The sequence below is a fragment of the Desulfovibrio fairfieldensis genome, from assembly GCF_001553605.1.
GTDB classification, from domain to species: Bacteria; Desulfobacterota; Desulfovibrionia; order Desulfovibrionales; family Desulfovibrionaceae; genus Desulfovibrio; species Desulfovibrio fairfieldensis.
The window spans coordinates 1,940,506-1,965,628 of the sequence record NZ_CP014229.1 but is presented as its reverse complement, the minus strand read 5'-3'; the positions used below and the strand labels follow the sequence as shown (position 1 = coordinate 1,965,628).

The 25,123-nt window shown below is 51.6% G+C and carries 24 protein-coding genes; 2 read left to right on the top strand and 22 right to left on the bottom strand.

Annotation, left to right across the window (positions count from 1 at the left end):
* Window positions 1–11: 11 nt before the first annotated feature.
* The 11 genes from tssA to AXF13_RS08365 all read right to left on the bottom strand — a co-directional run bounded on the left by tssA (window position 12) and on the right by AXF13_RS08365 (window position 10,864).
* Window positions 12–1,574: a type VI secretion system protein TssA gene (gene tssA, locus AXF13_RS08410; protein ID WP_062252548.1), complete on the bottom strand. Its 1,563-nt coding sequence runs from the start codon at window positions 1,572–1,574 to the stop codon at window positions 12–14.
* Window positions 1,575–1,871: 297 nt separating this feature from the next.
* On the bottom strand, window positions 1,872–2,030 hold the full coding sequence (locus AXF13_RS17100; RefSeq protein ID WP_190276334.1) for a hypothetical protein: 159 nt from the start codon (window positions 2,028–2,030) through the stop codon (window positions 1,872–1,874).
* Between the two features lie 22 nt (window positions 2,031–2,052).
* A complete protein-coding gene (locus AXF13_RS08405) occupies window positions 2,053–2,370 on the bottom strand; it encodes a PAAR domain-containing protein (RefSeq protein WP_062252546.1) in 318 nt (105 codons plus the stop codon).
* A gap of 15 nt (window positions 2,371–2,385) precedes the next feature.
* Window positions 2,386–3,006 (bottom strand): hypothetical protein, encoded by a 621-nt coding sequence (locus AXF13_RS08400; protein WP_062252544.1) that lies wholly within the window; start codon window positions 3,004–3,006, stop codon window positions 2,386–2,388.
* A gap of 196 nt (window positions 3,007–3,202) precedes the next feature.
* The gene (locus AXF13_RS08395) at window positions 3,203–3,823 is read right to left on the bottom strand and encodes a hypothetical protein (protein WP_062252542.1); all 621 of its coding nucleotides are present in this window, start codon (window positions 3,821–3,823) and stop codon (window positions 3,203–3,205) included.
* 90 nt (window positions 3,824–3,913) lie between these two features.
* Window positions 3,914–5,302: a hypothetical protein gene (locus tag AXF13_RS08390; RefSeq protein WP_062252540.1), complete on the bottom strand. Its 1,389-nt coding sequence runs from the start codon at window positions 5,300–5,302 to the stop codon at window positions 3,914–3,916.
* A complete protein-coding gene (locus AXF13_RS16020; RefSeq protein ID WP_083522033.1) occupies window positions 5,299–6,270 on the bottom strand; it encodes a DUF4123 domain-containing protein in 972 nt (323 codons plus the stop codon). Before AXF13_RS16020 ends, AXF13_RS08390 begins: the two co-directional genes overlap by 4 nt.
* A gap of 2 nt (window positions 6,271–6,272) precedes the next feature.
* The gene (locus AXF13_RS08380) at window positions 6,273–8,330 is read right to left on the bottom strand and encodes a type VI secretion system Vgr family protein (protein WP_223299883.1); all 2,058 of its coding nucleotides are present in this window, start codon (window positions 8,328–8,330) and stop codon (window positions 6,273–6,275) included.
* 90 nt (window positions 8,331–8,420) lie between these two features.
* The gene (locus AXF13_RS08375) at window positions 8,421–8,939 is read right to left on the bottom strand and encodes an Hcp family type VI secretion system effector (protein ID WP_008684977.1); all 519 of its coding nucleotides are present in this window, start codon (window positions 8,937–8,939) and stop codon (window positions 8,421–8,423) included.
* 550 nt (window positions 8,940–9,489) lie between these two features.
* Complete coding sequence (locus AXF13_RS08370; RefSeq protein ID WP_223299882.1) at window positions 9,490–9,876, bottom strand: hypothetical protein; 387 nt, start codon at window positions 9,874–9,876, stop codon at window positions 9,490–9,492.
* 670 nt (window positions 9,877–10,546) lie between these two features.
* Complete coding sequence (locus tag AXF13_RS08365; protein WP_083522032.1) at window positions 10,547–10,864, bottom strand: helix-turn-helix domain-containing protein; 318 nt, start codon at window positions 10,862–10,864, stop codon at window positions 10,547–10,549.
* A 122-nt stretch (window positions 10,865–10,986) separates the two neighbouring features.
* Here AXF13_RS08365 and AXF13_RS16015 point away from each other — a divergent pair, with 122 nt between their 5' ends.
* The gene (locus AXF13_RS16015) at window positions 10,987–11,325 is read left to right on the top strand and encodes a helix-turn-helix domain-containing protein (RefSeq protein WP_083522031.1); all 339 of its coding nucleotides are present in this window, start codon (window positions 10,987–10,989) and stop codon (window positions 11,323–11,325) included.
* A 7-nt stretch (window positions 11,326–11,332) separates the two neighbouring features.
* Here the strand turns inward: AXF13_RS16015 and AXF13_RS08360 are convergent, their stop codons facing one another.
* The 6 genes from AXF13_RS08360 to AXF13_RS08345 form a co-directional block, all read right to left on the bottom strand.
* Window positions 11,333–12,304: a nucleotidyltransferase family protein gene (locus AXF13_RS08360; RefSeq protein WP_062252537.1), complete on the bottom strand. Its 972-nt coding sequence runs from the start codon at window positions 12,302–12,304 to the stop codon at window positions 11,333–11,335.
* An 8-nt stretch (window positions 12,305–12,312) separates the two neighbouring features.
* Entirely contained in the window at window positions 12,313–13,398 is a 1,086-nt protein-coding gene (locus AXF13_RS16010) for a DUF262 domain-containing protein (protein ID WP_083522030.1), read from the bottom strand.
* Between the two features lie 24 nt (window positions 13,399–13,422).
* Window positions 13,423–14,886 (bottom strand): Eco57I restriction-modification methylase domain-containing protein, encoded by a 1,464-nt coding sequence (locus AXF13_RS16005; RefSeq protein ID WP_083522029.1) that lies wholly within the window; start codon window positions 14,884–14,886, stop codon window positions 13,423–13,425.
* Between the two features lie 591 nt (window positions 14,887–15,477).
* Window positions 15,478–15,876, bottom strand: coding sequence for a tyrosine-type recombinase/integrase (locus tag AXF13_RS08355; protein ID WP_062252535.1), 399 nt, complete (start codon window positions 15,874–15,876; stop codon window positions 15,478–15,480).
* Window positions 15,873–16,748, bottom strand: a complete 876-nt coding sequence (locus AXF13_RS08350) for a tyrosine-type recombinase/integrase (protein WP_062252533.1) — start codon at window positions 16,746–16,748, stop codon at window positions 15,873–15,875. The genes AXF13_RS08355 and AXF13_RS08350 overlap by 4 nt, the downstream gene beginning before the upstream one ends.
* A gap of 319 nt (window positions 16,749–17,067) precedes the next feature.
* The gene (locus AXF13_RS08345; RefSeq protein ID WP_062252531.1) at window positions 17,068–17,991 is read right to left on the bottom strand and encodes a hypothetical protein; all 924 of its coding nucleotides are present in this window, start codon (window positions 17,989–17,991) and stop codon (window positions 17,068–17,070) included.
* A 164-nt stretch (window positions 17,992–18,155) separates the two neighbouring features.
* On the opposite strand from AXF13_RS08345, the gene AXF13_RS08340 reads away from it, so the two are divergent.
* Window positions 18,156–19,454: a Y-family DNA polymerase gene (locus AXF13_RS08340; protein ID WP_062252529.1), complete on the top strand. Its 1,299-nt coding sequence runs from the start codon at window positions 18,156–18,158 to the stop codon at window positions 19,452–19,454.
* Window positions 19,455–19,582: 128 nt separating this feature from the next.
* Here the strand turns inward: AXF13_RS08340 and AXF13_RS16000 are convergent, their stop codons facing one another.
* The 5 genes from AXF13_RS16000 to AXF13_RS08315 form a co-directional block, all read right to left on the bottom strand.
* Window positions 19,583–20,161, bottom strand: a complete 579-nt coding sequence (locus tag AXF13_RS16000; RefSeq protein ID WP_083522028.1) for a Fic family protein — start codon at window positions 20,159–20,161, stop codon at window positions 19,583–19,585.
* 43 nt (window positions 20,162–20,204) lie between these two features.
* Window positions 20,205–21,515, bottom strand: a complete 1,311-nt coding sequence (locus tag AXF13_RS08330; RefSeq protein ID WP_062252526.1) for a type II toxin-antitoxin system HipA family toxin — start codon at window positions 21,513–21,515, stop codon at window positions 20,205–20,207.
* A gap of 2 nt (window positions 21,516–21,517) precedes the next feature.
* A complete protein-coding gene (locus tag AXF13_RS08325; RefSeq protein WP_083522027.1) occupies window positions 21,518–21,850 on the bottom strand; it encodes a helix-turn-helix domain-containing protein in 333 nt (110 codons plus the stop codon).
* A 335-nt stretch (window positions 21,851–22,185) separates the two neighbouring features.
* A complete protein-coding gene (locus tag AXF13_RS08320) occupies window positions 22,186–22,680 on the bottom strand; it encodes a thermonuclease family protein (protein WP_062252523.1) in 495 nt (164 codons plus the stop codon).
* Entirely contained in the window at window positions 22,677–24,992 is a 2,316-nt protein-coding gene (locus AXF13_RS08315) for a type IV secretory system conjugative DNA transfer family protein (RefSeq protein ID WP_190276333.1), read from the bottom strand. Before AXF13_RS08315 ends, AXF13_RS08320 begins: the two co-directional genes overlap by 4 nt.
* Between the last annotated feature and the right edge of the window lie 131 nt (window positions 24,993–25,123).

The window sequence follows — 25,123 nt, the reverse complement described above, 5'->3', positions numbered from 1 at the left end:
TCCGTTTATGGTTATGCTTCCTGCAACACGCCGACGGCGGTATCCAGACTGAGCCAGTGCAGACGGCGGCTCATTTCCTCGGTTTCCGGGCCGCCCGGCTTGGTCTGGGCCGTAAGCAGCAGGGTAATGATCCGCGCGGAGAGTTCCGGTTCCCAATCCAGCAGATCCCATTGTTCCAATTGCCCGTACAGGGCCTGCAACAGGCGCTGGGCAGCGGATTTCTTGCCCGCGGCCAGGCAGTAGCGGGCCTGCAGCAGGCCATGCAATATGGTGGAGCGGTTGCGCCCCGCCGGGACGTTGCCCAGATGGCGCAACCCGGCATGAAAATCTTCCTCGATACAGAGGGCGATGGCCTCTTGCAGGCGCGCTTCCTCTTCGCCGTTTTCAGCGGCGGGCGCGCGGCCCGGCGGCGGCACCTGGGGCTGGCCCGAGGGCTGCCCCTGTTGCAGGGCCTCCAGCCAGGGCACGATTCTGGCCGGGGCAAAGGGTTCTCCGTCCTTGAACTTGTAAGTCAGCAGCTCGGGAAAACGCCCCAGGAGCTGGGCCAGCGCGTTTTTGACGCAGTTGTGCGCGGCCGTGGCCTTGAGAGCCTCCAGACAGCGGGCCACCATGTAATGGCCTTCCAGCCAGTACGGGGTCTTGGCGGCGGAGCGCTCCAACCGGGGCAGCGCATTTTCAAACTGTTTGTTCTCAATGGCCGAGGCGTAAGCCTGGGCCTTTTCCCTGGGCACGCCGCAGGGCATCTGGGTGAGCCCCGCGTTGTCGGCGGGCGGCAGGTGCAGCAGGGTGCTCCACAGGGCTGTGCGGTGCAGCTGGTAGGCGCGCTCATCGCGCATGTCCAGAGAGAGAAAATGCCCGGCCAGCTGCCTGGCCTGATCCATGACGTTGCGCACCAGCTGCGGCAGAACCGTGGGCGGCACGCGCCCGTCCGCGTCCATTCCGGCCAGGGCCGCGTGGAGAACCGGAGAGGCGCCCTGCGCCCTGGCAGCGGCCGCCTCTCCGGCTCTGGTTTCCGCCTCGCGTTCGGCAGCGGCCTCCGGCGTGACGGTAATGTTGCTGAAAATGCCCATGAACGCGGGAGCAAGATCGCCCGCCCTGGCCTCCAGCAGCTTTTGCAGGCGCTCAAGCTGGGCTTTGAGCAGAGCGACGTGCTCCGGCTTTTCCACGGAAAAGCCCGTACCGCCCGAGGCGTGTTGCAGACGCGCCTGCAGCCACTGCAAGGGTGCTATGCGGCGCTGCAGGCGCTGGGCTGGGGGGTGGAGGTTGTCCCAGTACTTACCAAGAAATTCATTGAGACAGGCCAGGGTTTCGGCGCAGTCGGCCAGGCCGTCCAGTTGGCAGGTGGCGTGGATGGCATAGGCCATGGCCCAGAGGTCCTTGCTCCGCGTGGAGAGGATTTCCGTAGCCATGTTGCGCACGGCGTCCCAGTCCGGGCCTTCGGTGGCGTGGAGAGAAGTGCTTTTTTCCACTTCATTCCGCAACGCCTCGAACTCCGGGGAAAAACTGACGTCTTCCCCACAGGGTCCGTTTTCAGGCAGGACCGCCTTCCACGCTTTAACAAGGTGCTTTACCATAACGCCCCTACGCGCCCCCCGGCGCAAGATACGGCGGCTGCGAGCGCGTGCCGGAATTGTTCAAAAGTCATTGCCCTGACTCTGAACCGTGCCGGTCGCGAACAGCCTGGAAAGCAAGAAAAAATCCAATCAATCGCTGTAAATGATTACCGATATTTGTATTAATTTCCAAATACTACTTTTCATTTTTAGTTGCAAGCCTATTTTTTGAGATTTGTATAAGATTCTCTATTCGAAGCGGCTGAAAGCCCGTCTGCCGCGACTTTGCGGGAAAGGGAATGGAACGGGAGGATGGCCCTAGCGATGGTCCACGTTGGCCGGGCGGCTGACCAGCTCAATGCCGAACTCATACGGCTTGCAGGCCTCCTCAAAACCCGAGAAGGCATACGCGCCGAAGTCGCCGCTTTGGGCGGTGAAGTTGAACCAGGAGGCGTTGGCGGCAGGCATCTGGGCCATGGGAACTCCGGAGCCGAGGCTGCTAATTGATAATGACGTCGGGGCTGCCTTCGACCATATTGCCCGAACCGCCGCAGTGGCTGGTTGCGTCGCCGAGACGCACCACCGGAATGTTGTTGATGAGCACTTTGGGGCTGCCTTGCGCGGTCTTCCAGGTGTTGGGACCGCAGCAAGCGCTGTGCACGCCGGGATCGCCCACGCGCAGGGCGGGCCTGCCGTCAATGAAGACGTCCGGCGAACCGCTGACGGCCGGTCCGGTGACGGTGTGCGGGCAGCAATCCTTGCCGTGGCTGTCGGCGGGGCAGAGGGCTTTGTCGCCTACGCGGCAGGCTGGGGGCATATCCACCTCACAGTGTTAGGGTATCCAGCGCACCAGCCCCTCGGGAAAGTCCGGGGGCAGATCTTTTTCCATGACGGGGACGAGCGTATATATGCCTTGCGCCGGGTACAAGGTGACATTTCCACCCCAATATCCGGAAAAAGGCTTCCAGCCCGGCGTGTCAAAGCCTTCTCCCAGAAACCAGGTTACGTCTTGGCCGTCTTTTTCCGTCATCAGGTATTCGGAGCAAATAATCCATCTTCTGTATACAATAACCCGGTAATAGTTGCCGTGGACGCGCTGCCACCAGATGCCGTAGGGCCATTCCTCGGAGCCCAGAAAGGCGTGCGGCCGCACATAAGGCTTGAGAATAAGGTTGTCGCCGAAGATAGCGGAATCTCCTTCGTCGCGTAGAAGCGCGGCCGGCAAGCCCGTGACGTCAATGCCGCTGCCGTTCCAATAGTCAATCTGCTGCTCTAGTTCATCCATTTCCGGGTAATACATGGCCACGCGCAGGATATTGCCCTCCTGCACGCTGAGCAGAATAACATCGCTGGAAGGAAAGGGATCTCCCGACCGCTCCGGCCGCAGAGGATGGATCCGGGGCAGCGTCAGGTCAGGATTTTGGAGTTTGGTGTTAAAAAGTATGAGGGGCATGGGCGCGGCCTCCGCGGCATGGAGTGGTAAGGACAAGGCAGCCAGGAGACAAAGCCCGCAAATGAAGAGCCGGATGATGGCCGTGTCTCCTGACGTCTCCGGACGCCGTTGCCGACCGCTCCTGCCCTTGCGGTGAGCCGGGGAGTGGGCTTTGCTCTTTATGCAGTGGCCAGCGTACATACACGCCTCACGCTTTTCAGGGTATCCAGCGCACCAGACCCTGGGGAAAGTCCGGGGGCAGGTCTTTTTCCATGACGGGGATGAGCGTATATATGCCTTGCGCCGGGTACAAGGTGACATTTCCACCCCAATATCCGGAAAAAGGCTTCCAGCCCGGCGTGTCAAAACCCTCTCCCAGAAACCAGGTTACGTCCTGGCCGTCTTTTTCCGTCATCAGGTATTCGGAGCAAATAAGCCAGTTTCTGTATACAATAACTCGGTAATAGTTGCCGTGGACGCGCTGCCACCAGATGCCGTAGGGCCACTCCTCGGAGCCCAGAAAGGCGTGCGGCCGCACATAAGGCTTAAGAATAAGGCTATCGCCGAAAATGGCACTGTCACGCGTGCCACGCAGATGGGCGGCCGGGAGTCCGGTAACGTCTATGCCGCTGCCGTTCCAATAGTCAATCTGTCGTGCTCGTTTATTCATTCCCGGATAGTACATGGCCACGCGCAGGATATTGCCTTCCTGCACGCTGAGAAGGATGAACCTGCTGGGAGGAAATGGATCTCCCGGTTGCTCCGCGCGCCAAGGATGGATCCGGGGCAGCGTCAAGTCCGGATTCCGGAGTCCGTCATTAAAAAGAATAAGTGGCATGGGTGCGGCCTCCGCGGCATGGAGTGGTAAGGACAAGGCAACCAGGAGACAAAGCCCGCAAATGAATAACCGAATTATGGCCGTGTCTCCTCAATTTTTCAGCGGCGGGGGAGCGGCCTGCGTATAGTGGAAAATGCCGGGCGTTTCACTTTGAACCGCGCCGGTTTCGGCTTCTGGCTCACCTAAGTACTTTCTGTGATCAAAATAGCCTGCCGCGTCAGCCCTGCGCATATAGTCGCTGATATGCGCGTTGGGGTGGTCGATTCTGCCTGGATTGATGCTTTCCGTAAAATCTCCGGGAAGAGTAATGTCCGGTCTGATCCCCTGCTCATAGACAGACACTGCATAGGTCATGCAATTACATGCTATGCCGGAGTATGGATCACGAGGGAGACTTAGTTTTTTCAAGACTTCTTCTTTTGGATTCTGCGTTTCGGGGGGGGGCGCCGGGTCTGGACTGTCGCGAACCACTCGTACGTTTTGAAATTTGCTGAGTTCCGCTTTGATGGACGCGTTGCAGCGCTCGGCAAAGGCCTTCATTTCCTTATAGGCTCCGGCTCTGAGGCGAAAGGCGGCCCAGCCTATGATGCCGTTGACAGCGAAATGGGGTGGAGTCTGTTTGTGCACTGCCCCTTCCGGGAGATAGATCAGCTCATGCTCGTGCTCAGGCCCGTAAAAGCCTAAACGGAGACATGTATGACTGCTAAAAATATTGCTTCCGTATCGCTGGTTGCACTCGTCCCATGCAATGCCAAGCCCGGCAGGATCCAAGTTGCCGTCAGGGGTCAGGCAATTGGCCCACGCTGCTGGGGAGATGCGTACTTCACTGAAACTGCGTATTTTTTTTTCAGGTTCGTCGGGAGCGGAGGGAATAGTGCGGATTTCTGTATACGGGCCGAAATCCGTGTACAATCCTTCGCGAGTTTCCCCATCGATGATAAATGCTCCGGCGTGTCCGCTGCCGTGCAGATTGCCGGAGTGATTGTCCATGAAGGCCATGATAACGACCCAGTCGATTCTGTTGGTGGCTATCTGAATATAATGTTCTGTGCACAGGCTCAGTCTTTTTACTTCGGCCTGCAAAGGGCGTTCGGTCAGGTCCTTGTATGTGACGTCGTGGTAAAAGCGATCTTTGGGGGGAGCGGCGGCATCCCGCTGTTGCCGTCGTGCGAGGCAAGTCTTTTCTTTTTCAGAAACGTGCTCTTTTCCGTCCTGCCCCGGCTTGAACCCGCAGGCCCTGGCAAGCTCCTCCGGTTTTCCGGTAAAGCGGAGTTCTCCCATGCCGCAGTGCACATCACCGAGCGTGGCGGAGCCGCCCTTGAAGTCAAGTTTGTGGGCGACCCCTGCGCTGTCGGTAAAGGTGAACTTGCTCATGACGGAGTCGGTCAGCTTCTGGCAGCGACTGTCGTGGATATGAAAAGTGACGCATTCGCCGCCCCGGCAAACATGCGCGGTGTCATTGGGGAGTTTGGCGCTCATGCGGGTTTCCTTCGTAGCGCCAGGCTTTCAAGCTGGCGCAGGGCCGCGTCAGGGTCTTTTTCCGCAACGGAAAGGATGCGACGCTCCTCTTCCGCAGGAGCCTTGGCGGCAATGACAGGCAGCAGGGCGGCCAGGCAGCGGCTTTGCTGTTCATGGGTGGCAAAGCCCCAGTTCCGTATTTTTCCAATCATGTCATCAATAAAAATTTTTAACTCCACGCCGTCGCCATACAGTGAGCGCATATGATCGCTCTGTTCCTCCCACAGCCAGACAAGAAGATTGCGGCGGTAAATGGTTTCGAGCACCTGCTGAAATGCATCAAGATGCTTTTGGGATACCTGCCACCAAATCTCCTGCCTGGGCTCATACTCCATAGCCAGCTCCACCATGGAAAGCCGTTCCAGATCAGGGTTGCTGACAAGCGCCCACGAGGTTTCCAGAGAGAAAGGCACCGGAATAATCAGATAGGCATATGGCCCCAACAGCCATGCCGTTTCCTGCGGCGTTGAGGCATTGATCATTTGCAGCAGCACGTTACTGCTATAAAATCTGAAATGTGTTATGGTATCATCTGGAAGCAATGCGTTAAGGAGGCTGCGCCAGTGGGCAAGCCCCTGTTCAACGTCTGGACAACCTAGAGAAAAAAGGCCCCACCTTTCATTGGAAGATTTCAGTTCTCCCCAAAAAGGATTTCTTTTCTCTATTTCAAAAAATAGAGGTGATTTTTGTATAAGACTTTCATAGGATGTATTGGTGAATAATGCGTTATACTGAATATCATTTGTGCTATTATAAAAAGATTCGCGCAGCCTTGCAGAAACATTTGCGCATAAGAGGGTATCAATTCGACATTCGCTCGAGGCTGTTTCTTGTATAAAAATGTCCAGTTCTTCTTCAGGAATCAAACGCAGATACGGTGATTCAAGCTCTACTGTTGTGCCTTGGGCAAGGATAAGGGCTTGCTTCATAATCAGCTCTCCCTCGCACTTGCGCAGGAACCACTGAACGGTGCATCCTGTTGTTCCGCAGCTTCAAGAGCCGCCATGCAGGTAGGGCATGTCCCCGGATCAGTGGGGATACTCGCTTCCGGCAATAATGGAGCAGCGGGCGTACCGCTGCCCGGTCCGCCCCCGCCGCCCAGATTTATCCGGCTTCCGCCCATACGCACGCCGGAGGGGTCCAGCTTGATCCAGCTGCCGCCCGCCTTCAGCGTCATTTCCGTACCGGCTTCCAGCACCATTTTTTCGCCCGCGTGCAGGTGGATTTCCACCCCGGCCTTGCCCAGCCACTTGCCGTCCACCTTGGTGTGGCTGTCCGCGTGCACCGTCAGATTGTCATTGGCGAAAAGTTCGGTCTTGCGCGGCTGTTTGAGGGTTTCGTGCGTCTCGCCCTTGGTCAGGGTGTAGGTGAAGTTGTCCACGGTACGGTGTTGGTCGTGCAGGATATGCTCTTTCCAGTCGTTCTTGACGTGGATGTTCACATCCTTTTCCGCATGGAGATAAATTTCTTCCTGGCCCTTCTTGTCTTCAATGCGCAGTTCGTTGAAGCCGCGTTCCTCGTTTTCCTTGCCCGGCGTGCTCATGGATTTGAACACCGTGCGCGTCTTGTGCGCGGGCAGCTCATAGGGCGGCATGTTCAGCTCATGGTAGACGCGGCCCGTGATCAGCGGGCGGTCCGGGTCGCCTTCCAGGAAAGAGACCACGACCTCGTGGCCGATGCGCGGGATAGCCATGATGCCGTATTTGCTGCCCGCCCAGCCTTGGGAAACCCGGATCCAGCAGGTGGTATTTTCATTGTGCTGGCCTTCGCGGTCCCAATGGAACTGCACCTTCACGCGGCCGTATTCGTCCGGGTAGATTTCCTCGCCTTCCGGGCCGGTGACAATGGCCGACTGTTCACCGATGATGCGGTTTTTGGGATGTTCCAGGGCCGGAATGAAGCGGGTCATCTCCGGAATGGCCGTGACCCGCGAGGCATAGTGCAGACCGCGCCCGTCCGGGGCCTCGTGCTCCAGCACGCCGGGCTGCTGCCCCTCGTGACGCACGGAAACCACCCACCAGCCCGCGTTGAGGGCCTCGCGCGGGTGATCGTGCATGCTGAAGGTATAGCTGGGCAGAAAGCGGGCCACGTCCGAGGAACATCCGATCCACTGCCGGAAGGTCAGCTGGCGCAGCATCCGCAGCTTGACGTAACGCTCGCCGGGCTGCCGCAACTGATAGAGATGCGGGTAGGCATACTGTTCCAGCAGCATACCGGGCGGGGCCGGGGCGGCCTGCTTGTCCTCTTCCTTGTCGCGCACTTCCAGGTCCAGGCGGGGCTTCCGGAAGTTCCATTCGCGGTAGGCGGCGGCATTGCTGTTGACCTGTTCGTGCAGGGTCAGGCGGTTGATGACCGCCGTATCCGAGCGCTGGCCCGAACCTGGGAAAAAGCGCAGATCGCTCTGGCCGGGGATTTTGGGGCCGCCCTCGCGGTCGCAGAAGCAGAGGCAGTGGCTGTCCCGGTTGTGCTCAAAGTAAAAATAAATGCCTTCTTCCTCGCACAGGCGGGTAATGAAGTGCAGGTCCGTTTCGCCATACTGCACGCAATACTCGCGCGGCTCATAGCTGTAGGAGAGCTTGAAGGATGAGCCGTCGGCCGTGAAGCCCTGCTCCTTGAGGATTTGCTGGATGATTTCCACCACCGAGAGATTCTGGAAGATGCGGTGGTCGCGGATCTGGCCCAGAAACCAGAGGCGCGGCACCAGGGAGCAACGGTAGTGGGTGAAGCGGTTGGCGGTGTGGAGCTGCTCCATCTCCCGGATCAGGCCGTGGACCAAGCGTTCGCCGCCGCTGCGGTCGGCAATGGAAAGGCAGGCCGGGGTGCCCAGCAGGGCCGTAAGGTCCACGTTGGCCGAGCGGCTGACCAGCTCAATGCCGAACTCATACGGCTTGCAGGCCTCCTCAAAGCCCGAGAAAGCGTACACGCCGAAGTCACCGCTCTGGGCGGTGAAGTTGAACCAGGAGGCGTTGGCGGCAGGCGTCTGGGTCATGGGAACTCCGGAGCCGAGGGTTAGGCCGGTTCAAGGCGTCGGACTCGGGGCGCGGCCGCCGCTGGCGTCCGGCAACCGCGCCCCAGGCGGCTAAGCGCTCTGCGGCTTGCGCCAGTCGTCGCTTTCCGAGGTACTGGCGATTTCGTGGGTCTTGGTGAGCTTGCGGTACGTGAACTGCACGTCCTCAAGATGGGTGAAATGCGCCATGCCGGGGTCCTGACAGTTGGGCATGTAGGTGGTGATGTCCGTAATGATGGCGTCTTCCAGCGTCATGGTGAAATAATGTTCCATGGTGCCTTGGGCCGAGGTGCGGTAGAATTTGAGTTCCACCTTGGGCAGGCGCTCGCCGCTGGTAAGAGCGCGGTAGAGCAGGGGAGAACACTTGTCCATGACCTTGGTGATCTTCAGGGGCTGGTGCACGCGCTGGCCCGTGGGCTGGCCGGACTGCGGGTCGCGGGGCAGCAGGATCTTGTGCTCGAAGGCCTCGATAAGGGTCTCGTTTTCGTGCCCTTCCTGATAGATGTTGCCCACCGAGGCTTCGGTAAAGTTGTTGGCGGTGATGTTGCCCTGACGCTCGCCGGTAATGGTCATATACGCTGGGGTCGGCATAACGATCTCCTGTTACTGGTGAAAGTATAATAAATATTGATATTCTTTATAGCAAGAGCTGTTCCAGAATATTAAATTTAATAAAATTAGTCTGTTGATGGATATTGCTATTGCTATATAGCGAAGTTTCGCCATAGGCTTTGAAATAGAAAGGCAGATATAATGATGTAATATGCTGATATTACAAATGAAAATTGATCGACGAAATTTCGTCGTCGCTCTGCCGCCAATAAAAACGGGAATATCATAGTTCCCTGAAATGGTTGGGATTTTGTGTGGCGAAGAATCAACAATTCATCCGATTGGCAAGTAAACAGCCCGCTTGGCATGGCCTTGCGGGCTGTTTACGCAAAAAGGACGACAGAACGCCAACGTGAGGCTTGTCAGCGGAGCTTCCTAAAACACTGCCGCGTCGGATTGGGCAAATCCCGCCTTTCCAACTGCACACAGAAGGCATCAGCGCATCAGCCAAGACGCTTGCTGTGTGAACGCCTTGCTGTGCGCTGTGCTTTGGGGGAGTGGTCAATGCAGATTCACATGCGGTCACTGATTAAACTTTTTGAGCTACCATCTGGATAATATTGAAATATTTTCCAACTCCCGCTTCCATCATGGCAACATAGTGTTGCGCATGCAGGGAGGGAGATTGCAGCCAATCATCCCAGGCCTGCTTGCATGAACTCATTTCACGCAACGTAGTGATCGTTATGCCGGGTTCTTTTTCCCATAATGCCCGCCACCAGTCGCAGGAATAAAAATACCACTCCGGCATCCAGAAGGGCTGAGCCTCCTTCGGCAGTTGCCCTTCGGGGAAGTCTTGTGTGAATCCGGGTACGGCAGCCGCCATCAGTCCGCCTTTCTTCACAAAGGACAGGAGGTTCGGCAGCATGGCCTCGTTCCCGCCAAAATACTGGTATGAGTCCACGCTGATGATCATGTCGAAATATTCATGAGCGAATGGTAACTCTTTCGTCGCATCGACCAGAAAGGGGAAGATTTTCGCATCAAGTCCCAGGCTTGCGAAGCGTTTCGCGTTTTCACCGGGAGAAATCCATAAATCAGCCGCAGCCTACCAGCGTTCAGACCTGCTTACGGAGCGACGCAAAATGTTGCAGGCGTGGGCTGATTATCTGGATATGCGCTGTGCTTGGCGATTCTTGGCAAGTAATTTTTTGAAGGCAGGCGGGGGCGGTTAGGCCCCCACCGAGCGACGCGACAACGCCGCCCACGGCCCCCGGCAAGCGCAAACTTGTCGGTTTTTTGTATGGAGACCCCCCCGGCGGGGGGGCTCCATACAACAAGGGCGGGGTTTCAATCCCGCCCTTGCACTATCAATGTGTGTCAATTGTGCACCATTCGTCGTAACAAAAATTTTTCAAACGGAATGACATTTCGATTCAATCTGATCGGCGTGTCACTGCAATCACCAATCAAATCACCAATTGTCAAAGTTCCACCAATGAAAAAGGGGTTACTGTTTTTCAGTAACCCCTTGAAATATGGCGGAGAGGGAGAGATTTGAAATACATTTATATCTATAATGAATTATTGAATTTATTTAGATAGCAAAAATTTCTTACCCTGAAAGTTACCCGGCTAAAATTTTCTCATTTTTTCTTGCTTTTTTTGCCCTCGGCCTTCTTTTTGGGAGCTTTCTCTTCTTCTTGATTCTCCATAGTTCGCTCACCCGAGGCGGCCCAACTTAACGTGGCGGCGGCGTTCACCAATTCGCCCGGCTCCATGCCTATAGCGTCAGCAAGCAAGAGTATGGTGGTGAAGCGCGGCTCACTTCTGTCATGCTCAAGATTGTTCAGATAGCGGGCGCTCCGTTCCATTTTCTTGGCAAGGCTGTATTGAGTAAGCCCGCGCTTTTTATATTCTTGTACTAGGGCCGCACCGAATTTTGAGGGAGGTCTTTGCTTCATTCATTGTTCATACTCGACACCTGATTTAAAAATAGCTGATAAATTTATCAAGTGATGTATTGAACATCTACTCTAAACTTGGTAGCTAAACAGGCATAGCAATACCAACAAGGAGCAAGCCCATGCCCACACCGCTGGATCGCGTTTTTGAGGCAGCAGGATGTAGAACGCAGGTCGAGTTAGCTGATTTTTTAGGAATTAAGCAATCGTCAATAGCGTTGGCCAAGAAGAAAGGGAGAGTTCCGGCAGAATGGCTTTTGACGTTGTGGCGGAAGAGAAGAGTGAATCCTGACTGGGTATTGAAAGGGCTAGAAGCAAAGTTCCTACAGCCAACTGACTGTGCGGAATGCGTTCAATTAAAACATGTATGTGTAAAGCAAGTGCTTTCACCATATGAGTATTCATTTGAAGAACTAATGGCGGAAATTGTTAGTCGAATTGCGATTAAATTAAATAAATAGTCAAAACTTACTGTTTAACAATGACAATACATTTTCGTTTACAAATTTCGCCATCAACAGCAGGCCCCACATCATTCGGAATTATTAAGCTACGCTTTTTTGATTCCAGTTTGTCCAAGCAGGTAATAAATTTAGCTCTGTCCTTAGAATAGAGAGCTTCAATGATAGTATTGAAAGGGGATATATTGAGATACAAGTTGCCACCTAGTTCAGCCTTCTTTGCCTCTAAAGCAGCGCGCAACTCACCAACGGAAGATTCATAAAGTTTTAAAAATTGTGACGTATTTTCTGCAAGTCTTTTGAGGTCAGGCGGAAGCTCTTTTTCGTCCCAAAACTCGTGAAATATTGAAATACACTCTTCAATATGACGATAATCTAAGTGATCCCTTTGAAGAAGTTTTGACTCCCCTAGTGTTTTAGCCTCCAAAATACTTAATTCGGCGTGCTCTAGCATTGACTTCAGTTGGTATGCAACTCGCTCAAGCGCCCAGTTTGGCGAGTGTGATTTGTAAACCAAATCATGGGTCGCAATGCTCCAAGCGTGTTGCAAGAAAGTTTTGATTTGTATTTCAAAGTTAAGGTTACATAATCCAGTCTTATCGCTCCATTTTTCGCCTAATTGACAAACAAGACGTATATCGGTGAATTGAAAATCCCATGGCTTCTGTTTACCAAAAACATTATCCGTCGGCCTCTTTATTAAAATTTCAAAATTATTACTGACGAGATCAAGAGCTTGATCTATTTTAGAATAATCCTCGACAACAATTGTAGCAGCATAAAAATCATCAATATCTGGGGAAGAATAGCGACCAGTTTCAAGCTTGAGTGCATAGCTTAATTCTTCCTTTATCCTGCTTTCAAAGTGCCAACGATCGTTCTTTTGAGATCGAATAATTTCATCAACCAATTTTTTTAAAATTCCGTATAGCTCAAAGCGTTCTTTATAGATCTCTCTGATACAAGATGCTATTTTCATGACTTCATTTAACTTTGCAGAGCTTCGGTTAAAGCACTAAGGCGGCTTTCTCTTTGAGGCAAATCTGTGCTAGCCCCTTGAGAACCAGCTGCGTATTTTCTTACATAACTCGGAACATCCACAGACGAGAGATATTCTTCATTATCCTCATATTCAGATTGTGCAGCAATAAAAGCTCCAACTTGAGCCATGAAAACCGAGTACGCTTCAGAGGCCCTGTTTACATCTACGCTTTCAGTGCTAGAGATCGCTGCCCATAGTGTATATAGATGTTTTTGATCAGAAGCAAAGGTCGAAACGCATGCATTGAACCGTTCCATTTCTTCAAGAATATTTAAAGTAGATTGGAATTTTTCTTCCAGGGCATACGAATCAAAGGCAATGTCTTCATCTCCTTCTTCAGCTGGTATGTCATAAGCTGAATAAAACTTATCAATCAATGCTTGGTCAAAACCATGTATTTTTTGTTCTATCGAAACCATGAGCAGTTCTGATATAAATTGTACATCACGCATCCTTTTTGTTCGTGCTTTTGTTGCAATTTTTACCTGCTCCCAAAAAGATTTATCCGCCATTTTCTCACAAAAGGAGATAAACCATCCATCATATTTTGCATGTCTCAGTTCTTGTTCAGTAAGTTTTCTAGAATTTCTATTTAGTCTGTCGAAAACTTCATTAATTGTAATTGGTGCATTGTCTGGTATAGTAACATGTTCTACTATAATTTCATAATTAAGAAACACTTCTCTAAATTGCTTTTCCTCATTTATTTTCTTCCAACGTTTTCCATTAACTCTATCATCGCCAAAATCACGCCCAGCAGATATTTTATTGTTAAAAAATAAAAATATTGTTTCCAGCCTCTGCTTGCCGTCAACGACGTCATAGGTAATATTACCTTTATCATCAATTTTTTTACACAGATAAATTGGTGGGGAAGGGTAGTTCCTTAGAACAGTATCGATAAAAAATCTTCTATCTCTACCGCTCCAAACACTTTTCCTTTGGTAAGGAGGGTCTAGATCTATCTTTTCCTGGCGATAGAGGTCTAGAAACCAAGAGATATCTTGAGTTCTGGGGCTTCTGCTGTACATATTAACCTCTATAGTTAATTTTATTCATTGGATTGGAATGTTGGATCGGATTTTTTCGTCTATTTTAGTCTGACACTTGATCTTTTGATTTTTAATCCAGTCACCTAAGTATAATAAAGAATCAAGAGAGGGATACTTTATAGAACGCAAATCAGTTGCATTGACTTGGGTGTGGCCGTTAAAACAGTGAAACAAAGAGTTAACATAGCTTGAGTTCAAATATCCAACAAGTCCATAAGCTAAAGACTCCGAGAGGCTTTTTTTATTGGAATGAATAATATTGAGGTGATTTTCAAATCCCAAGTATTTGAATCCATGGAAATTTTTAGGGTCTATTAAGTGGGCCACGATTCTCCGTTGTTCTTCCTTTGAAGACATTCTTCGGATAGCCACATAGAAACCAGTAGGGAAAAGAAGCTTTTCTGTTTCATTGCAGAAACGAATTGCATTTGGTTTTCTAAATTCTCTTTTAGGCCACTCTGTGGTGCCATTTAGATGTCCGGGATAAATTAACGGTACATCGCCTGACTCGGGCATCTGGTGAAGAAAATCAAGTGCTCGAAAATCTACGACCGGCCCTGTTGAAACATCGACCCCTAGATCCGCAAGTGAGGCGCCCACAGCTAAGCGCCCAGTGATAGAACTAGCTATAGGAATTCTTATAAATTTGTTTATGTCATCAGGATGAACCACTTCGGAAAAAGGAAAGCTTTCTTGCCTAAAGTCCTTGAAATGGTCATCGTTTGATATAGAAATATTTACTTCTTTTTGCTTTGAATCTTTTTTTAATAAAACTATAATATTTTCTTGTAGTATCTTGTCTTGTTTGAATACTCTTGTTCTTGATCTAAACAAATGGATATGTTCAATTGAACAATTATCGAAAATTAATTCTCTGAATTTTTTATGATAAAATCCATTACAGAAACTTCTTGGAATTATTGCAACCAGTTCTCCTTTTCTATCTAATAGCCTAATAGCCAATGATACAAAGGCGGTATACAAATTAACTGCATTAATTTTATTAGATTGTAAGATTTTTGCGTAACGAGATCCTCCATGCATCTTTTTATACGGGGGGTTGAGCATGATATGAGAATACTGACCCTTACCTTCATTTATCAACAAGGGTGCTAATTCTAAAAAATCAAAATTAATAATTTGTATATTATCACTCAGAATAGGAACAACATTTCTAACGTTTAACTCAAGCTCTTTTGCAAGTGTATTGTCAATCTCAAAAAGATCAAAAGTAGGATTATTTATCTTTAAAAGTACTTTTGTGTAAAAACGCAAGAAAGCGCATGTCAAAGCGCCCTTGCCCGCGCCTGCGTCAAGAAAGCGAATATTTTTCCTTGGGCTGAACTTGGAAAAAAGGCTAGCCATGAATTCAGCTACGCGTGTAGGGGTCATATACTGACTATACGCGCTTTTAGCTGAAATATTGTCACTATCATCGGTTAACGGTTCTTGGCTATCACGCAGCATTGAAATGTCCTTTCTGAGTTCAGGATATTATTCTATCTACCTCGGTTCATTACTGCAAGTATGAAGCCTAAGTACCCGCATTCAGCGTTGAGCAGCTTCCAGCTGCGAATAAGCTCTTACCCGAAGGGCCGGTCGCGAAGTCTTACCGAAGGTAAGCTACTTTGCATGTCCGGCCCTCAATTTCTGTGGCCAGATGTTGCCGGTAGTGGCTGGTTGTGGCTGGAATCAAAAAAATGGGCGCTTCGGCCCCAACTGGCCCCATCGGGCCACATTCAGCCTCTTATGGCAACTGCCAGCCTCATCCCGCCACATCGGGCAACATAGGCGCTGTTTTTCGGAGCTTGAGAAGACGAAAGGGGCGGCGCGGCGTTTGTGAGTGGCACCCATCAAAAAGTGTCGCGCTGCAAACTCCGTGACGCCCCGGAATTGAGGTTGGTTTGTCACATCCAGAGTGAGGGGAAAAGCGTAGTCGTGCCTTTTCTGAATCTTTGCGTAAGGCAGAAGTATAGCCCACTATGCTTTACTTCGTAAAACGTGGGCGACCGTCCCGCTCGACCAAGACAAACCACAGCTACGGCCTTCCTGCCAAGTTCAGGACCTTTGCCGGGCTTCCTCGCGCAAGCCGTCCAGATAGTCGGCGTAGCTCTGCATCATCTCTTTCCTTTGAGGTAAAAGCTGCGCTTTGTCATACGCCGCCTTTGCCGCATCCCGTTCCAGCGTGTGCGACAATTGCAGATAGATCACGTCATGCGGGAAGCCCAACTCCTTGAGCAGGGTAACCGCCATGTGTCGGAATCCGTGTGAGGTAAACTCCTTTGAGCCGCACCCGGCTGAGTGGATAGCTTTAAGCAGGGAGTTTGTGGTCAGGTGTCCGCTCTTGCCATAGGACGGGAAAAGGTATTGCCCCTCACCCGTATAGCGGCGCAGATTTTCCAAGTGCTCTACCACCTGACGGGCCAGCGGCACGACATGCGGCTTGTTGTTCTTCATTTTAAAGCCCGGAATGCGCCATTCCCTCTCTGCCAGTCAATTTCACTCCATTCTCCCCAAGTGAGGGAACCGGGTCGCAGAAAGACGTATGGTGCGATTCGAAGGGCCGTGGATACCTCAAGGCCGCACTTCTCGGTCATGGTGCTGTCCAGAGCCAGCAGGAGCTTGCCGACCTTATCCGGGCTGGTGATTGTGGCAAAGCCCCGGTTCGGGTCAGGCCGCTTGAAGGAAAGCCCCTTCCAAATGGAATAAGCTGGGTTGTTCTCGCACTTTCCCACAGCTATGCCGAAGTTGAAAATGCGTACTGTGTTCTCGGCAATCTTGCGCAGGGTGTCGTACTTGCCTTCGGCCTCAAGCTGCTGGAACAGCGCCCGCACGGCTGCGGGCTTCACCTCGTCCACGCGCATACTGCCGAGCGGGCCGATGATGTGCTTGATGATGCGCGTCTTCTCGCCGTCATAGGTGCTTTGCTTCCACGTTTTGCGGATGTCCTCCAGCCAATCAAGGGCCACGGCTTCCACGCTCATGGGGTGCGCCTCGCCTTTGGCTATGCGCTTCTCTTCTTGCACAGCTTCTTTTATCTGGCTCTTTTCCTTCTTCCGCTCAATCGCCGGATTGATGCCCTGGGCGATTTGCTGGCGCAAAAGGAAGTTCTTGTCCCGCGCATCCTTGAGGCCGACAACCGGATACACGCCAAGGGAGAGCATTTGCTCCTTACCCTCAAAGTGGTAGCGCACTCGCCAGCGCTTGCTTGTCTCGGTGACTTCCAGAAAGAGGCCGTTGCCGTCTGACAGGCGGACGAGCTTCGCCTTGCCCGAGGTCTTGCTGATTTTCGGCTTTGCCGCTTCGATTCCCTTGATAGTCAAAGCCATTTCGCCGCCTCCTGCTTGGATGGGTAACTTTTTTCGAGTGAACTTGCTTTCAGCATTATACCCATGAAGTTACCCAGACAAGAGGCAGATTTTATTAGTCTTAGCTATACATCGTTAGACAAAAGAAAGACCGGAAATCATTTCCTAGCAATGACTTCCGGTATTTCTTATACAAGCTGAAACTAAATTCTGGCGGAGAGGGTGAACTTTAAACAGTGAATATAACATAGCGTAATTTTTATAAAAATTTGTATTATGTGAAATTTGTTGCCCCCTAATCTGCCCCCAAGTAAAGATGGTCAAGTAGCTTGAAGGATGATCACCTTCTCCGGTTTCGGGGGCTTGGAGTTTTCGTAACGTTTCCCGATGGCGATGGTTCCATGTCTCCTTTTTTTAGCGATGCTTCATCATCACCATTCTGTGGCTTAAAGATAACCCGTGTTGCCTGTTTCCATGCTTCAACGGCTGGGTTGGGGATATATCGGCGATCTCGATAGGGATTGAAGCCTTCCGCTCCTTCGTTATTGACTAAATCATATTCTCGCGCAGCGGCGCTAAGCTGTTGTGCTGACATATGGGCGTAGTCAGGGTTGATAATCAATTCCTCTGGCTTCGCGGACATGGCCACCGCGCGCCGTTCTTCAATGGCGATAGCTTCGCGTTCCTCATCATCGGAAATGAGCCATATCCGATAATTACAACCCGGCATGGTATGCGTAGGTGCACGGTAGCCTAAAATTGCCGGGAGATCTCTCCAGCCTACATATTGCAGTTCGCAGTTTGTACCGGGTATGGGGAAAAGCATCACGTCCTGATAGTCGGAGTGGAATTGCTCCTTTTCCAATGAAGTCAAGTACCTGGCCACACAAATTTCTACTTTAGAATCATTCAAATGCAGAACTTTAAAGTACTCGCCTTCAGCGATATGCGATGCTACGACCTTGCTATAACTGGTCTTCGCTGCCGCGCGCGCTGTCTCCAGTTGGTCCAGTTCTCCTCGATACAAAGCTATTTTGTCACCCAGCATATGGGTTACGCCAGCCTCGCGCATAGCTTCGATTTTACCTTGTTGATCGGATGAATACCCTTCGGCAAATTGATCAAGTGTAACAATATTCTTGTGTCGGAGGGAAATTTTTTTGCCATCAATTCTGGCAGCCCACCCCCAATCCTCCATTGCATCGTAAAAGCCGACTTCTATTTGCTTCCCGTCTTGAATCAATCTGGTGATTACAACGTTCATTATAATGGCACCTCTTCTCTTATAAAGTATGATTCACTTCTACGGATAATAATTTAAATAAATCCATCAATATTAACTTTCAAATATGTATATTGCTGTTTGCAATATATTTTTACAATGATATTTATTGAAAATAAAGGCAAAATTTTTCCGGTACGCCGCTTATGCTTGATTTTACAAAAAATCTGTGGGCTCTTGTTGATTGCAACAACTTTTATGCTTCCTGCGAAAGGCTCTTCCGACCTGACCTTAACGGCCGCCCGTTAGTGGTGCTATCCAATAACGACGGCTGCATAGTAGCCCGCTCGGCAGAAGCCAAAGCTCTGGGTATTCCAATGGGCGAGCCGGAGTTCAAGGCCCGGGCCTTGCTTAAGCGGCACGGCGTGGTGGTGTTTTCATCTAATTACTCTCTTTATGGTGATATATCGGCCCGAGTCATGGCCACATTGGAACACTGCTGTCCGGTGGTGGAGCAGTATTCCATAGACGAGGCATTTCTCCAACTGGACGCACCCCTACGGGCCAATCTGCCCGCGTTCTGCCGCGACCTGCGCGCCACGGTTCTGCGCTGGACCGGAATAACCGTATCCGTGGGCGTGGCTACCACCCGTACGCTCGCCAAGATCGCCAACCACATCGCCAAGGCCCATGAGGAATACGGTGGGGCCTTTTCCTTGGCCAGGGCGGAAGCCGACATTGACCGTGTACTGGCCCGCACGTCCGTGGATGAGGTCTGGGGGATCGGTCGGCGCCAAGCACGCAAGCTCCGGGCCCAGGCTGTTCATACGGCCCTGGATCTGAAACGGGCTGATGATATCTGGTTGCGTAGGGTTTTGACGATCACCGGCTGGCATACCTCCCTGGAGTTGCGCGGCATTCCCTGCATTGGCGAAAGCGACACGCCCGTGGCGCGCAAGACGCTGGTTTCCTCCCGTTCATTCGGGAGCAAGGTTCGTGATAAGGAAAGTCTGGCCGAAGCACTGGCAACCTATGCGGCCAGGGCAGGGGAGCGGTTACGTGGCGAGGGGCTAGTGGCGGGCGGGATCGCCGCGCACATCCGTACCTCACGCCATGGAGCGGGGCGCCGCTACGATCAGACGGCCTATGTGCCGTTTCAGGTTCCCACGGCGGACACCGCTGATTTGATCCGGGCAGTTAAGCGGGCCCTGGATTCCATCTTCCAGGAAGGCTTTGCCTACGCTAAGGCAGGCGTCATGCTCTACGAGATCGAAGGCAAGGACGTGAGGCAGGGCAATTTGCTGCAGCTGGCGACGACGATACGGGACAGCCGCCGGGAAGCGCTTATGGGCACGATGGATAAGCTCAATCGGCGCTACGGGCGGCGTTCCGTCCATTTTGGGGCGGAAGGGCCGAAAAATGCCGCCTGGCATGTGCGCCGGGGCCGCTGTTCGCCGCGGCTGACAACGGACTGGGCAGAACTGGCACAGGCCGTGTGTAGATAGTATTCTACATCCTTGGTTTGCGGCCGGCGCGTTGCACATGCTGCTTTTGGGGAACGCCGGCGTATTCAAGAAGAAGATTCACCATATTGGTTGAATCACCTGAGTTGTAGAACGCGGTCAGGGTCTCATTAAAACGCAATTTGTCCCGCACGTTGAGAGCGTATGGGGGGGTATCCGGCATCAACAAGAATACCCAGGGACATGAGCCAAGCTGTCCGCTTATTGCAGTCAAAGAAAAATTGTGACCGTGACATTTGGCAAAAAGCTTCGGCAGAAGCCAGTTCCGGTTTATTTTCAGCAATCAGTTTTTCCTCTTTTGTCTGAACGTCATGCCAGATCTGAGGGAGTTTGTCGGGCCCGGGAGGCGTATAGTCTACGTTCTGAATGCCAACTGTATCATTTCTGAATTTTCCCCAGGTCAATGCTTCTTCCAGGCCTACGGCATTGTGAATTTTGCAGACGATATCTTGGTCGAAGTCAAATTCTTCACTGGTGAGCAGCTCAGCAAGCAGGTTTACCCCTTTTCCCATATTTTTGATCTGTTCAAGTTCTGTCAGCGTAAGCCCGGGAACGCTAAAGCCCTCTAGGATAGTCTGGGTGGCGGGATTATTCTCAAAGGTAGAAACGCCGGACCAGACTAGGGCTGTTCGGTTTTTACGTAGCAGAAAGATGGCCTTTGTGCGATTTTTATCTATGATGCCTTTCATACTGCTGATGTTTTTTGTAAGCAATAATTATTATTATCTAAGATTACAATTTTATTTTTCTCATAAGAGGCTTGATTTTCTCAGGGACAACATGGATCTTGTTTGCAGCCAGGGCTTTTCGCAGATCGTCATGCTCGAATGCCGTAGCCATGCGGTCAATCTCATCCGCAGTGGCCCGCTGCTGCGTAGCCCAGCGCCGCCAGGTTTGAGTCGCTTTTCCAACCTGCTGTGCACTGGAACGGGCATCAGACAGTGAAAGTCCGAATTCCTCGGCAACAGCCAAGGCTTCATCAAGAGATGCCTCAGTATCTTCGAGGCCGATAAAGGTGTGCAGATGACGGGCCTTGTATCCTGCAGGCGTGGGTTCCAGATCGAAGACAGGGGAAAGTTTCCATCCGTTCGTTCCTTGGTATAAGAAACCATGGTTGCGCAAATGATCATCGTAGTTCGAGATCAAAATGTTGAGCACGATCCGCAGCCAAAGCTCCTTCTTGTCCTCTGAGGCATTCGCTCCGTATTCTGAGAGAGCCTCCGCGATTTCAAGGTAGCTTGCCTGTTCTCCATCCTTGTACTGGAGCATGCTCATGGCGGAGAGATAAGGGATCCTTATATTTCCTTGCCCGCGATCAAACCTGTCCATAAGAAGCACATTTTTACCTTTGACCGTCTGCAGCTCAAAATTTGGCGTTTGAATTCCCGCCGCTTCTGCAATTTTAAGTGCTATATATTCCCAAAATTCGACATCCCATTCGTCTCTTTGACTGGGAAACTTGGCTATTCGCAATGTTCCATCAGTATTCCGGACAGCGGCCTTTGGGCGCGCCCCACCAAGTGAGCTGCCGGGGGCAAAGATATCCTGGATGTCTTGATCCATCTCAAGCCGATCTTCGACTCTGCCGGCAGCCTGCAGAAGTTTGCCCAAAGAAATCACAGGAGGGAGACCTTCTGTCTCCGCCGCCATAAATGGGCCTCCAGATGTTTTAGAAAAGCGCAGAGCGCCTATGCGGGCCTCATCATTGACCATCAAGAGATAGTCAATCTCGCGTAGCGTCCGTGGCGTGGTGTTTTGCGCTTTTGCCTGGCGTGCGGCCTCACGCTTCATGAGGTTCCTGCCCCAACGGTCAGGTGCTGAATCTCCCATTGAGCCGAATAATGCCTTGCCAATCGGCGTATGGTGGGCGGACTGATCCGTTTGGAGGGCTGGCTCCAATGCAAAAGAGAAAGGAGATTTGCGCCACGCCGGGGCATACTCGAATGATGCACTTTCATTGGATCCCGTTGCATGGAACCATAATCGTCCTGTAAAGTGCGTCTCGCCATTGAGATCCACATACACGAAAAACGGTTCAGCCATGTTTACTCAGCCTCTGAAGATTTATGAAAAGTAGGAATTACCCGAGCGCGGCGGGGAAGTCGTTCTTCATCAAGCGCCTGCCCCACTGGATCATTTGACAAATCTGCAAGTCTCATCCAATCGGTGCCGAATCCCAGGGCAAAAATTACCGCGGCATAGTTGCCCATGCTGACGCCAGGATCGCCCGCCTGAATTTTGGACAGGGTTTCACGGCTGATACCCGCCCGGTCGGCAATGATTGCCATCGGCAAACGACGCCGAAGACGCGCTTTTTTTAGCGAGGCCCCCAAGCTCGTTAAGCTTCGGCGCACGGAAATAGGAGGATTGCTTTTCATAGTATGCCTATTTTTCTTGGCAAAATATTATTTAATGCAAAGAATAATAGGCATAATTTTTTGAAAAATCAACTTTGTATATTTCATCGGAAAAAGATGTTTTAACAAAAATTATAGCATCTTTTTCCTCGCCACTTTTGCGGATCCATATCTCATCCCCGAGCTCACAAAAACAGGCACCTCAGCGGAATATTGAGGCTCTTTTAGTTTTTTGTTCCATCACTCCGAGATCTCGGCGGTCTTATAAGAGCCACTCAACGGCCGCGTGAGGTTACTATGCCTAAAACATAAAGTGGGGTTAGATATAGAAAAGGGCAGCGCGGTAGTTGGAATTCTCATTTGCCACGCTGCCCTTTTAGATTGTGGCGCCACTTCCAGGGGGGTACAGGCCTTTCTTCACTCCAAAGACCAAGTTTCTGCTGGCGCGCGTAATACTCCAGGATCTTCCAGCGAGAACAGTGCCGCAGCTGCCGGCAGTATTGGCCGTAGTGCCAGGCCAGGCCGGCCCGAAGCAGGCGCTCCTGCAAACTCCGGCCATCCTCAAGTATGACGATGGCCACCGTGCGGCCGTATCTGTCCTTGCCTTGCGACTGCACCATAATCCGCTTATTTTGCAGAATATTTTTTGCAAATTCTTTGGCTCTGGTGCCGGAATGCTGGCCCAGTTCGGGGCAATCTACACCATAGAGTCGTATTTTGATTGCCTGTTCTTCGGAGTCAACGACCCGCAGGGTATCTCCATCGATAACCGACAAAACCCTAACCTCCTGTGCCAGGCTGAAAGTAGGGGAGAGAGCCATGAGGGCAATAAGAAAGAAATATTTGATCACGATTCCCTCCCGGATGAATCGGCGCCGGCAACATCCTCCGATGCTGCAAAACTTGGGAGCATCTCCATGCTTTCCACCAATGCGGCCAGGTCTCCGTCAATGTCCTCGCTTTCAGGGACCGGCAGAGGAGGTGCATACGCGACTGTCAGGGCGGCATTGATTTCCTGTTCGCTTTCCGCGGCAGTTCTTTCGGCTTCATCAGCGGTTAAGCCTGACGCGAGGCCGATCTCAACAAAATCTTCTCTCAGATCCGCTACCGGCATGCCATCGAACTCTTCAGCCAGATCTGCATGCATCAAAGGAGAAGTTCCATCCGGTTTCAGGCTGTTCCGCAATTCCTCATCGACCATGGCGAAGTTTGAGAGGTCCGGTTCGTCTTCGGTTGACATTATTTCAACTGCCGGCTCCAGGTCATCAGAAGGGGGCTCTTCATTCTGATCTTCAAGGCTGAAGTTCATCAATGCCTCTATGCCCACCTGTGAGCGGGGAGTGCTCACGTCATCCGCAAATTTGGAGAACGTGGCCATCAACTGGCGGATGTCCTCATTGGGCTCAGGGACCATAAGATGAATATCTTTTTCCAGTATACCCCTCAAGGCGTCTTTGAGAGTTCGAATATCGCCAAGAGTAGCGCGCAGCATGGTCACATCCGGCGTATTTACCTTGAGTTGGTAGGCCAGTCTGACCTGCTGCGTGTCTTTCAGCGGAGGATCCGCATAAAACATCTTTCCGCGGATCATCCGTCCCTTGAAGGAAAGATGGAATTCACCCTCCACTTGTTGCTGCAGATCTGTGAAATCGACCCTGTCAACCTGCTGCGCCGATGCATTCAGGCTATCCCTGTAATGATCCGTCGAACTTCCTTTTTCGATGGAAAAGCCACCTGTTTGCATGACCACGGCCTTTCCAAAGAGCTTCTCCGCCAGATCGCGCGTTTCAAGAGGATCGACGCAGGTCATGATGAATTTCAGTTTAGTATTTGAAATCATCTGGCCGGCGACCTCTTTGGATGCCCGCATCATGCCTGCCCAATCCTGGTTGGCTATGGTGGCCGCAATGCCAAGGCCGCGCCCCTGGGTCAGGACAATCTCAAAACCCGGCATGGCGATGGCGCCGAATTCGTCAACAGTGATGCCGAAAGGAATGCTGCAGGCGGTGGGGAGCGAGCCCAGCACTTTTTTGAGGCTGCCCTGGATCGTATCCCCGAGACCTACCGCACAAGCGTTTTTTACTGTGGCCAATGATAGCTGGCCCAAGGACTTTAGTTCTTTCGTGTCCTTGTCCATGGAAGGAATATTGATGAGGAACACGCGTCTGCCGAGAATTACGTCAACGGGATCCACTTCGCCATGACTGACATTGTATTGGCGACCATAGTTGTCCGCCAAGAGAGACAAGAATTGTCCAAAGTAAGCCTTGGCATACTGGAATTGATCATTGAAAGTATCTGACTGTGTCTTGAGAGACTTGTTCCACCCCACGTTGGCCAGACCGCTCTGCAGGGCAGTAATGGCAATCTTGGAATATTCCGAGCTGCGAGCAAGTTCGTCAACTGCGTTAAAATCCATCAGGTAATGCCTGAGCAGCTCGATTGAAAGAGGGCGGATGCCTTTGTCTCGCATTTCCACGAGAACAAACAGCAGACCAGAAATCACCGCTTGAGCATTTTTACTGAAAATTTCGTTGGCACCGCCCTCGTCACCCCCGGGCATCATGGCAAACAATAACTGGCAAAGCTGGTTGGCCGTGCCGATGCCAAATGGGTTCTGGGTATTGGTTTCCCGCACTGGATTCCTCATATACCCTTTGGTCCGAAGAGTTTCCTGGGCGGCTTTGTCCGCCGCGAAGTTGATGACAAGAAAGTCGTCATCTCTCCCGAGGATCCGGCACATGGTGTAAAGCTGGGCCACTAGCTTGGGGGCAGCTTTCGGGTCTACGTAAATGAATCCTGATCCCAGCGCGAGATAATTGAAGGCAAGAGAAACCAGCGTTTCGGTTTTACCTGATCCAGTTGTACCGAGAATCATCATATGGGTAAGCAGGTCGCTTGGACTGGCCCAAAGCTCCTGGCCTACGCTGGGAGTCCCGTCATAGACGTTCCCTATATAGAATTTTCCTGTAGCGCGGCCATATTTGCCTGATGCAGGGAGCTCTCCATAGTCTTTGCCACAGTGGATGTCAGGTACGCGCATGGGTAAATGTGCCGCGGATGTCTCTGATCTGCGCAAGAAATAGAGGATAATATAAACGCCAAACTGGAGAGGCCAAAATGCCGGCAAAATGAGAAGAGACAATGCAACCAGGATTCCCACAAGGAGAAATCCTTGGCGGGTTATCAGAACGTCCCTGATCTTTCTGATCGGAGAGCGTATATCTCGTACAAGTTCTTGGCGTTTATGCTCTTCAGATACATCCACGCCGTAAAATTGTTTTTCCGGCCTGG

Bases quoted from the DNA above. Each gene is read 5' to 3' on its own strand.
- tssA (WP_062252548.1), bottom strand. From the start codon at position 1,574: ATGGTAAAGCACCTTGTTAAAGCGTGGAAGGCGGTCCTGCCTGAAAAC.
- AXF13_RS17100 (WP_190276334.1), bottom strand. From the start codon at position 2,030: ATGGCCCAGATGCCTGCCGCCAACGCCTCCTGGTTCAACTTCACCGCC.
- AXF13_RS08405 (WP_062252546.1), bottom strand. From the start codon at position 2,370: ATGCCCCCAGCCTGCCGCGTAGGCGACAAAGCCCTCTGCCCCGCCGAC.
- AXF13_RS08400 (WP_062252544.1), bottom strand. From the start codon at position 3,006: ATGCCCCTCATACTTTTTAACACCAAACTCCAAAATCCTGACCTGACG.
- AXF13_RS08395 (WP_062252542.1), bottom strand. From the start codon at position 3,823: ATGCCACTTATTCTTTTTAATGACGGACTCCGGAATCCGGACTTGACG.
- AXF13_RS08390 (WP_062252540.1), bottom strand. From the start codon at position 5,302: ATGAGCGCCAAACTCCCCAATGACACCGCGCATGTTTGCCGGGGCGGC.
- AXF13_RS16020 (WP_083522033.1), bottom strand. From the start codon at position 6,270: ATGAAGCAAGCCCTTATCCTTGCCCAAGGCACAACAGTAGAGCTTGAA.
- AXF13_RS08380 (WP_223299883.1), bottom strand. From the start codon at position 8,330: ATGACCCAGACGCCTGCCGCCAACGCCTCCTGGTTCAACTTCACCGCC.
- AXF13_RS08375 (WP_008684977.1), bottom strand. From the start codon at position 8,939: ATGCCGACCCCAGCGTATATGACCATTACCGGCGAGCGTCAGGGCAAC.
- AXF13_RS08370 (WP_223299882.1), bottom strand. From the start codon at position 9,876: ATGATCATCAGCGTGGACTCATACCAGTATTTTGGCGGGAACGAGGCC.
- AXF13_RS08365 (WP_083522032.1), bottom strand. From the start codon at position 10,864: ATGAAGCAAAGACCTCCCTCAAAATTCGGTGCGGCCCTAGTACAAGAA.
- AXF13_RS16015 (WP_083522031.1), top strand. From the start codon at position 10,987: ATGCCCACACCGCTGGATCGCGTTTTTGAGGCAGCAGGATGTAGAACG.
- AXF13_RS08360 (WP_062252537.1), bottom strand. From the start codon at position 12,304: ATGAAAATAGCATCTTGTATCAGAGAGATCTATAAAGAACGCTTTGAG.
- AXF13_RS16010 (WP_083522030.1), bottom strand. From the start codon at position 13,398: ATGTACAGCAGAAGCCCCAGAACTCAAGATATCTCTTGGTTTCTAGAC.
- AXF13_RS16005 (WP_083522029.1), bottom strand. From the start codon at position 14,886: ATGCTGCGTGATAGCCAAGAACCGTTAACCGATGATAGTGACAATATT.
- AXF13_RS08355 (WP_062252535.1), bottom strand. From the start codon at position 15,876: ATGAAGAACAACAAGCCGCATGTCGTGCCGCTGGCCCGTCAGGTGGTA.
- AXF13_RS08350 (WP_062252533.1), bottom strand. From the start codon at position 16,748: ATGGCTTTGACTATCAAGGGAATCGAAGCGGCAAAGCCGAAAATCAGC.
- AXF13_RS08345 (WP_062252531.1), bottom strand. From the start codon at position 17,991: ATGAACGTTGTAATCACCAGATTGATTCAAGACGGGAAGCAAATAGAA.
- AXF13_RS08340 (WP_062252529.1), top strand. From the start codon at position 18,156: ATGCTTGATTTTACAAAAAATCTGTGGGCTCTTGTTGATTGCAACAAC.
- AXF13_RS16000 (WP_083522028.1), bottom strand. From the start codon at position 20,161: ATGAAAGGCATCATAGATAAAAATCGCACAAAGGCCATCTTTCTGCTA.
- AXF13_RS08330 (WP_062252526.1), bottom strand. From the start codon at position 21,515: ATGGCTGAACCGTTTTTCGTGTATGTGGATCTCAATGGCGAGACGCAC.
- AXF13_RS08325 (WP_083522027.1), bottom strand. From the start codon at position 21,850: ATGAAAAGCAATCCTCCTATTTCCGTGCGCCGAAGCTTAACGAGCTTG.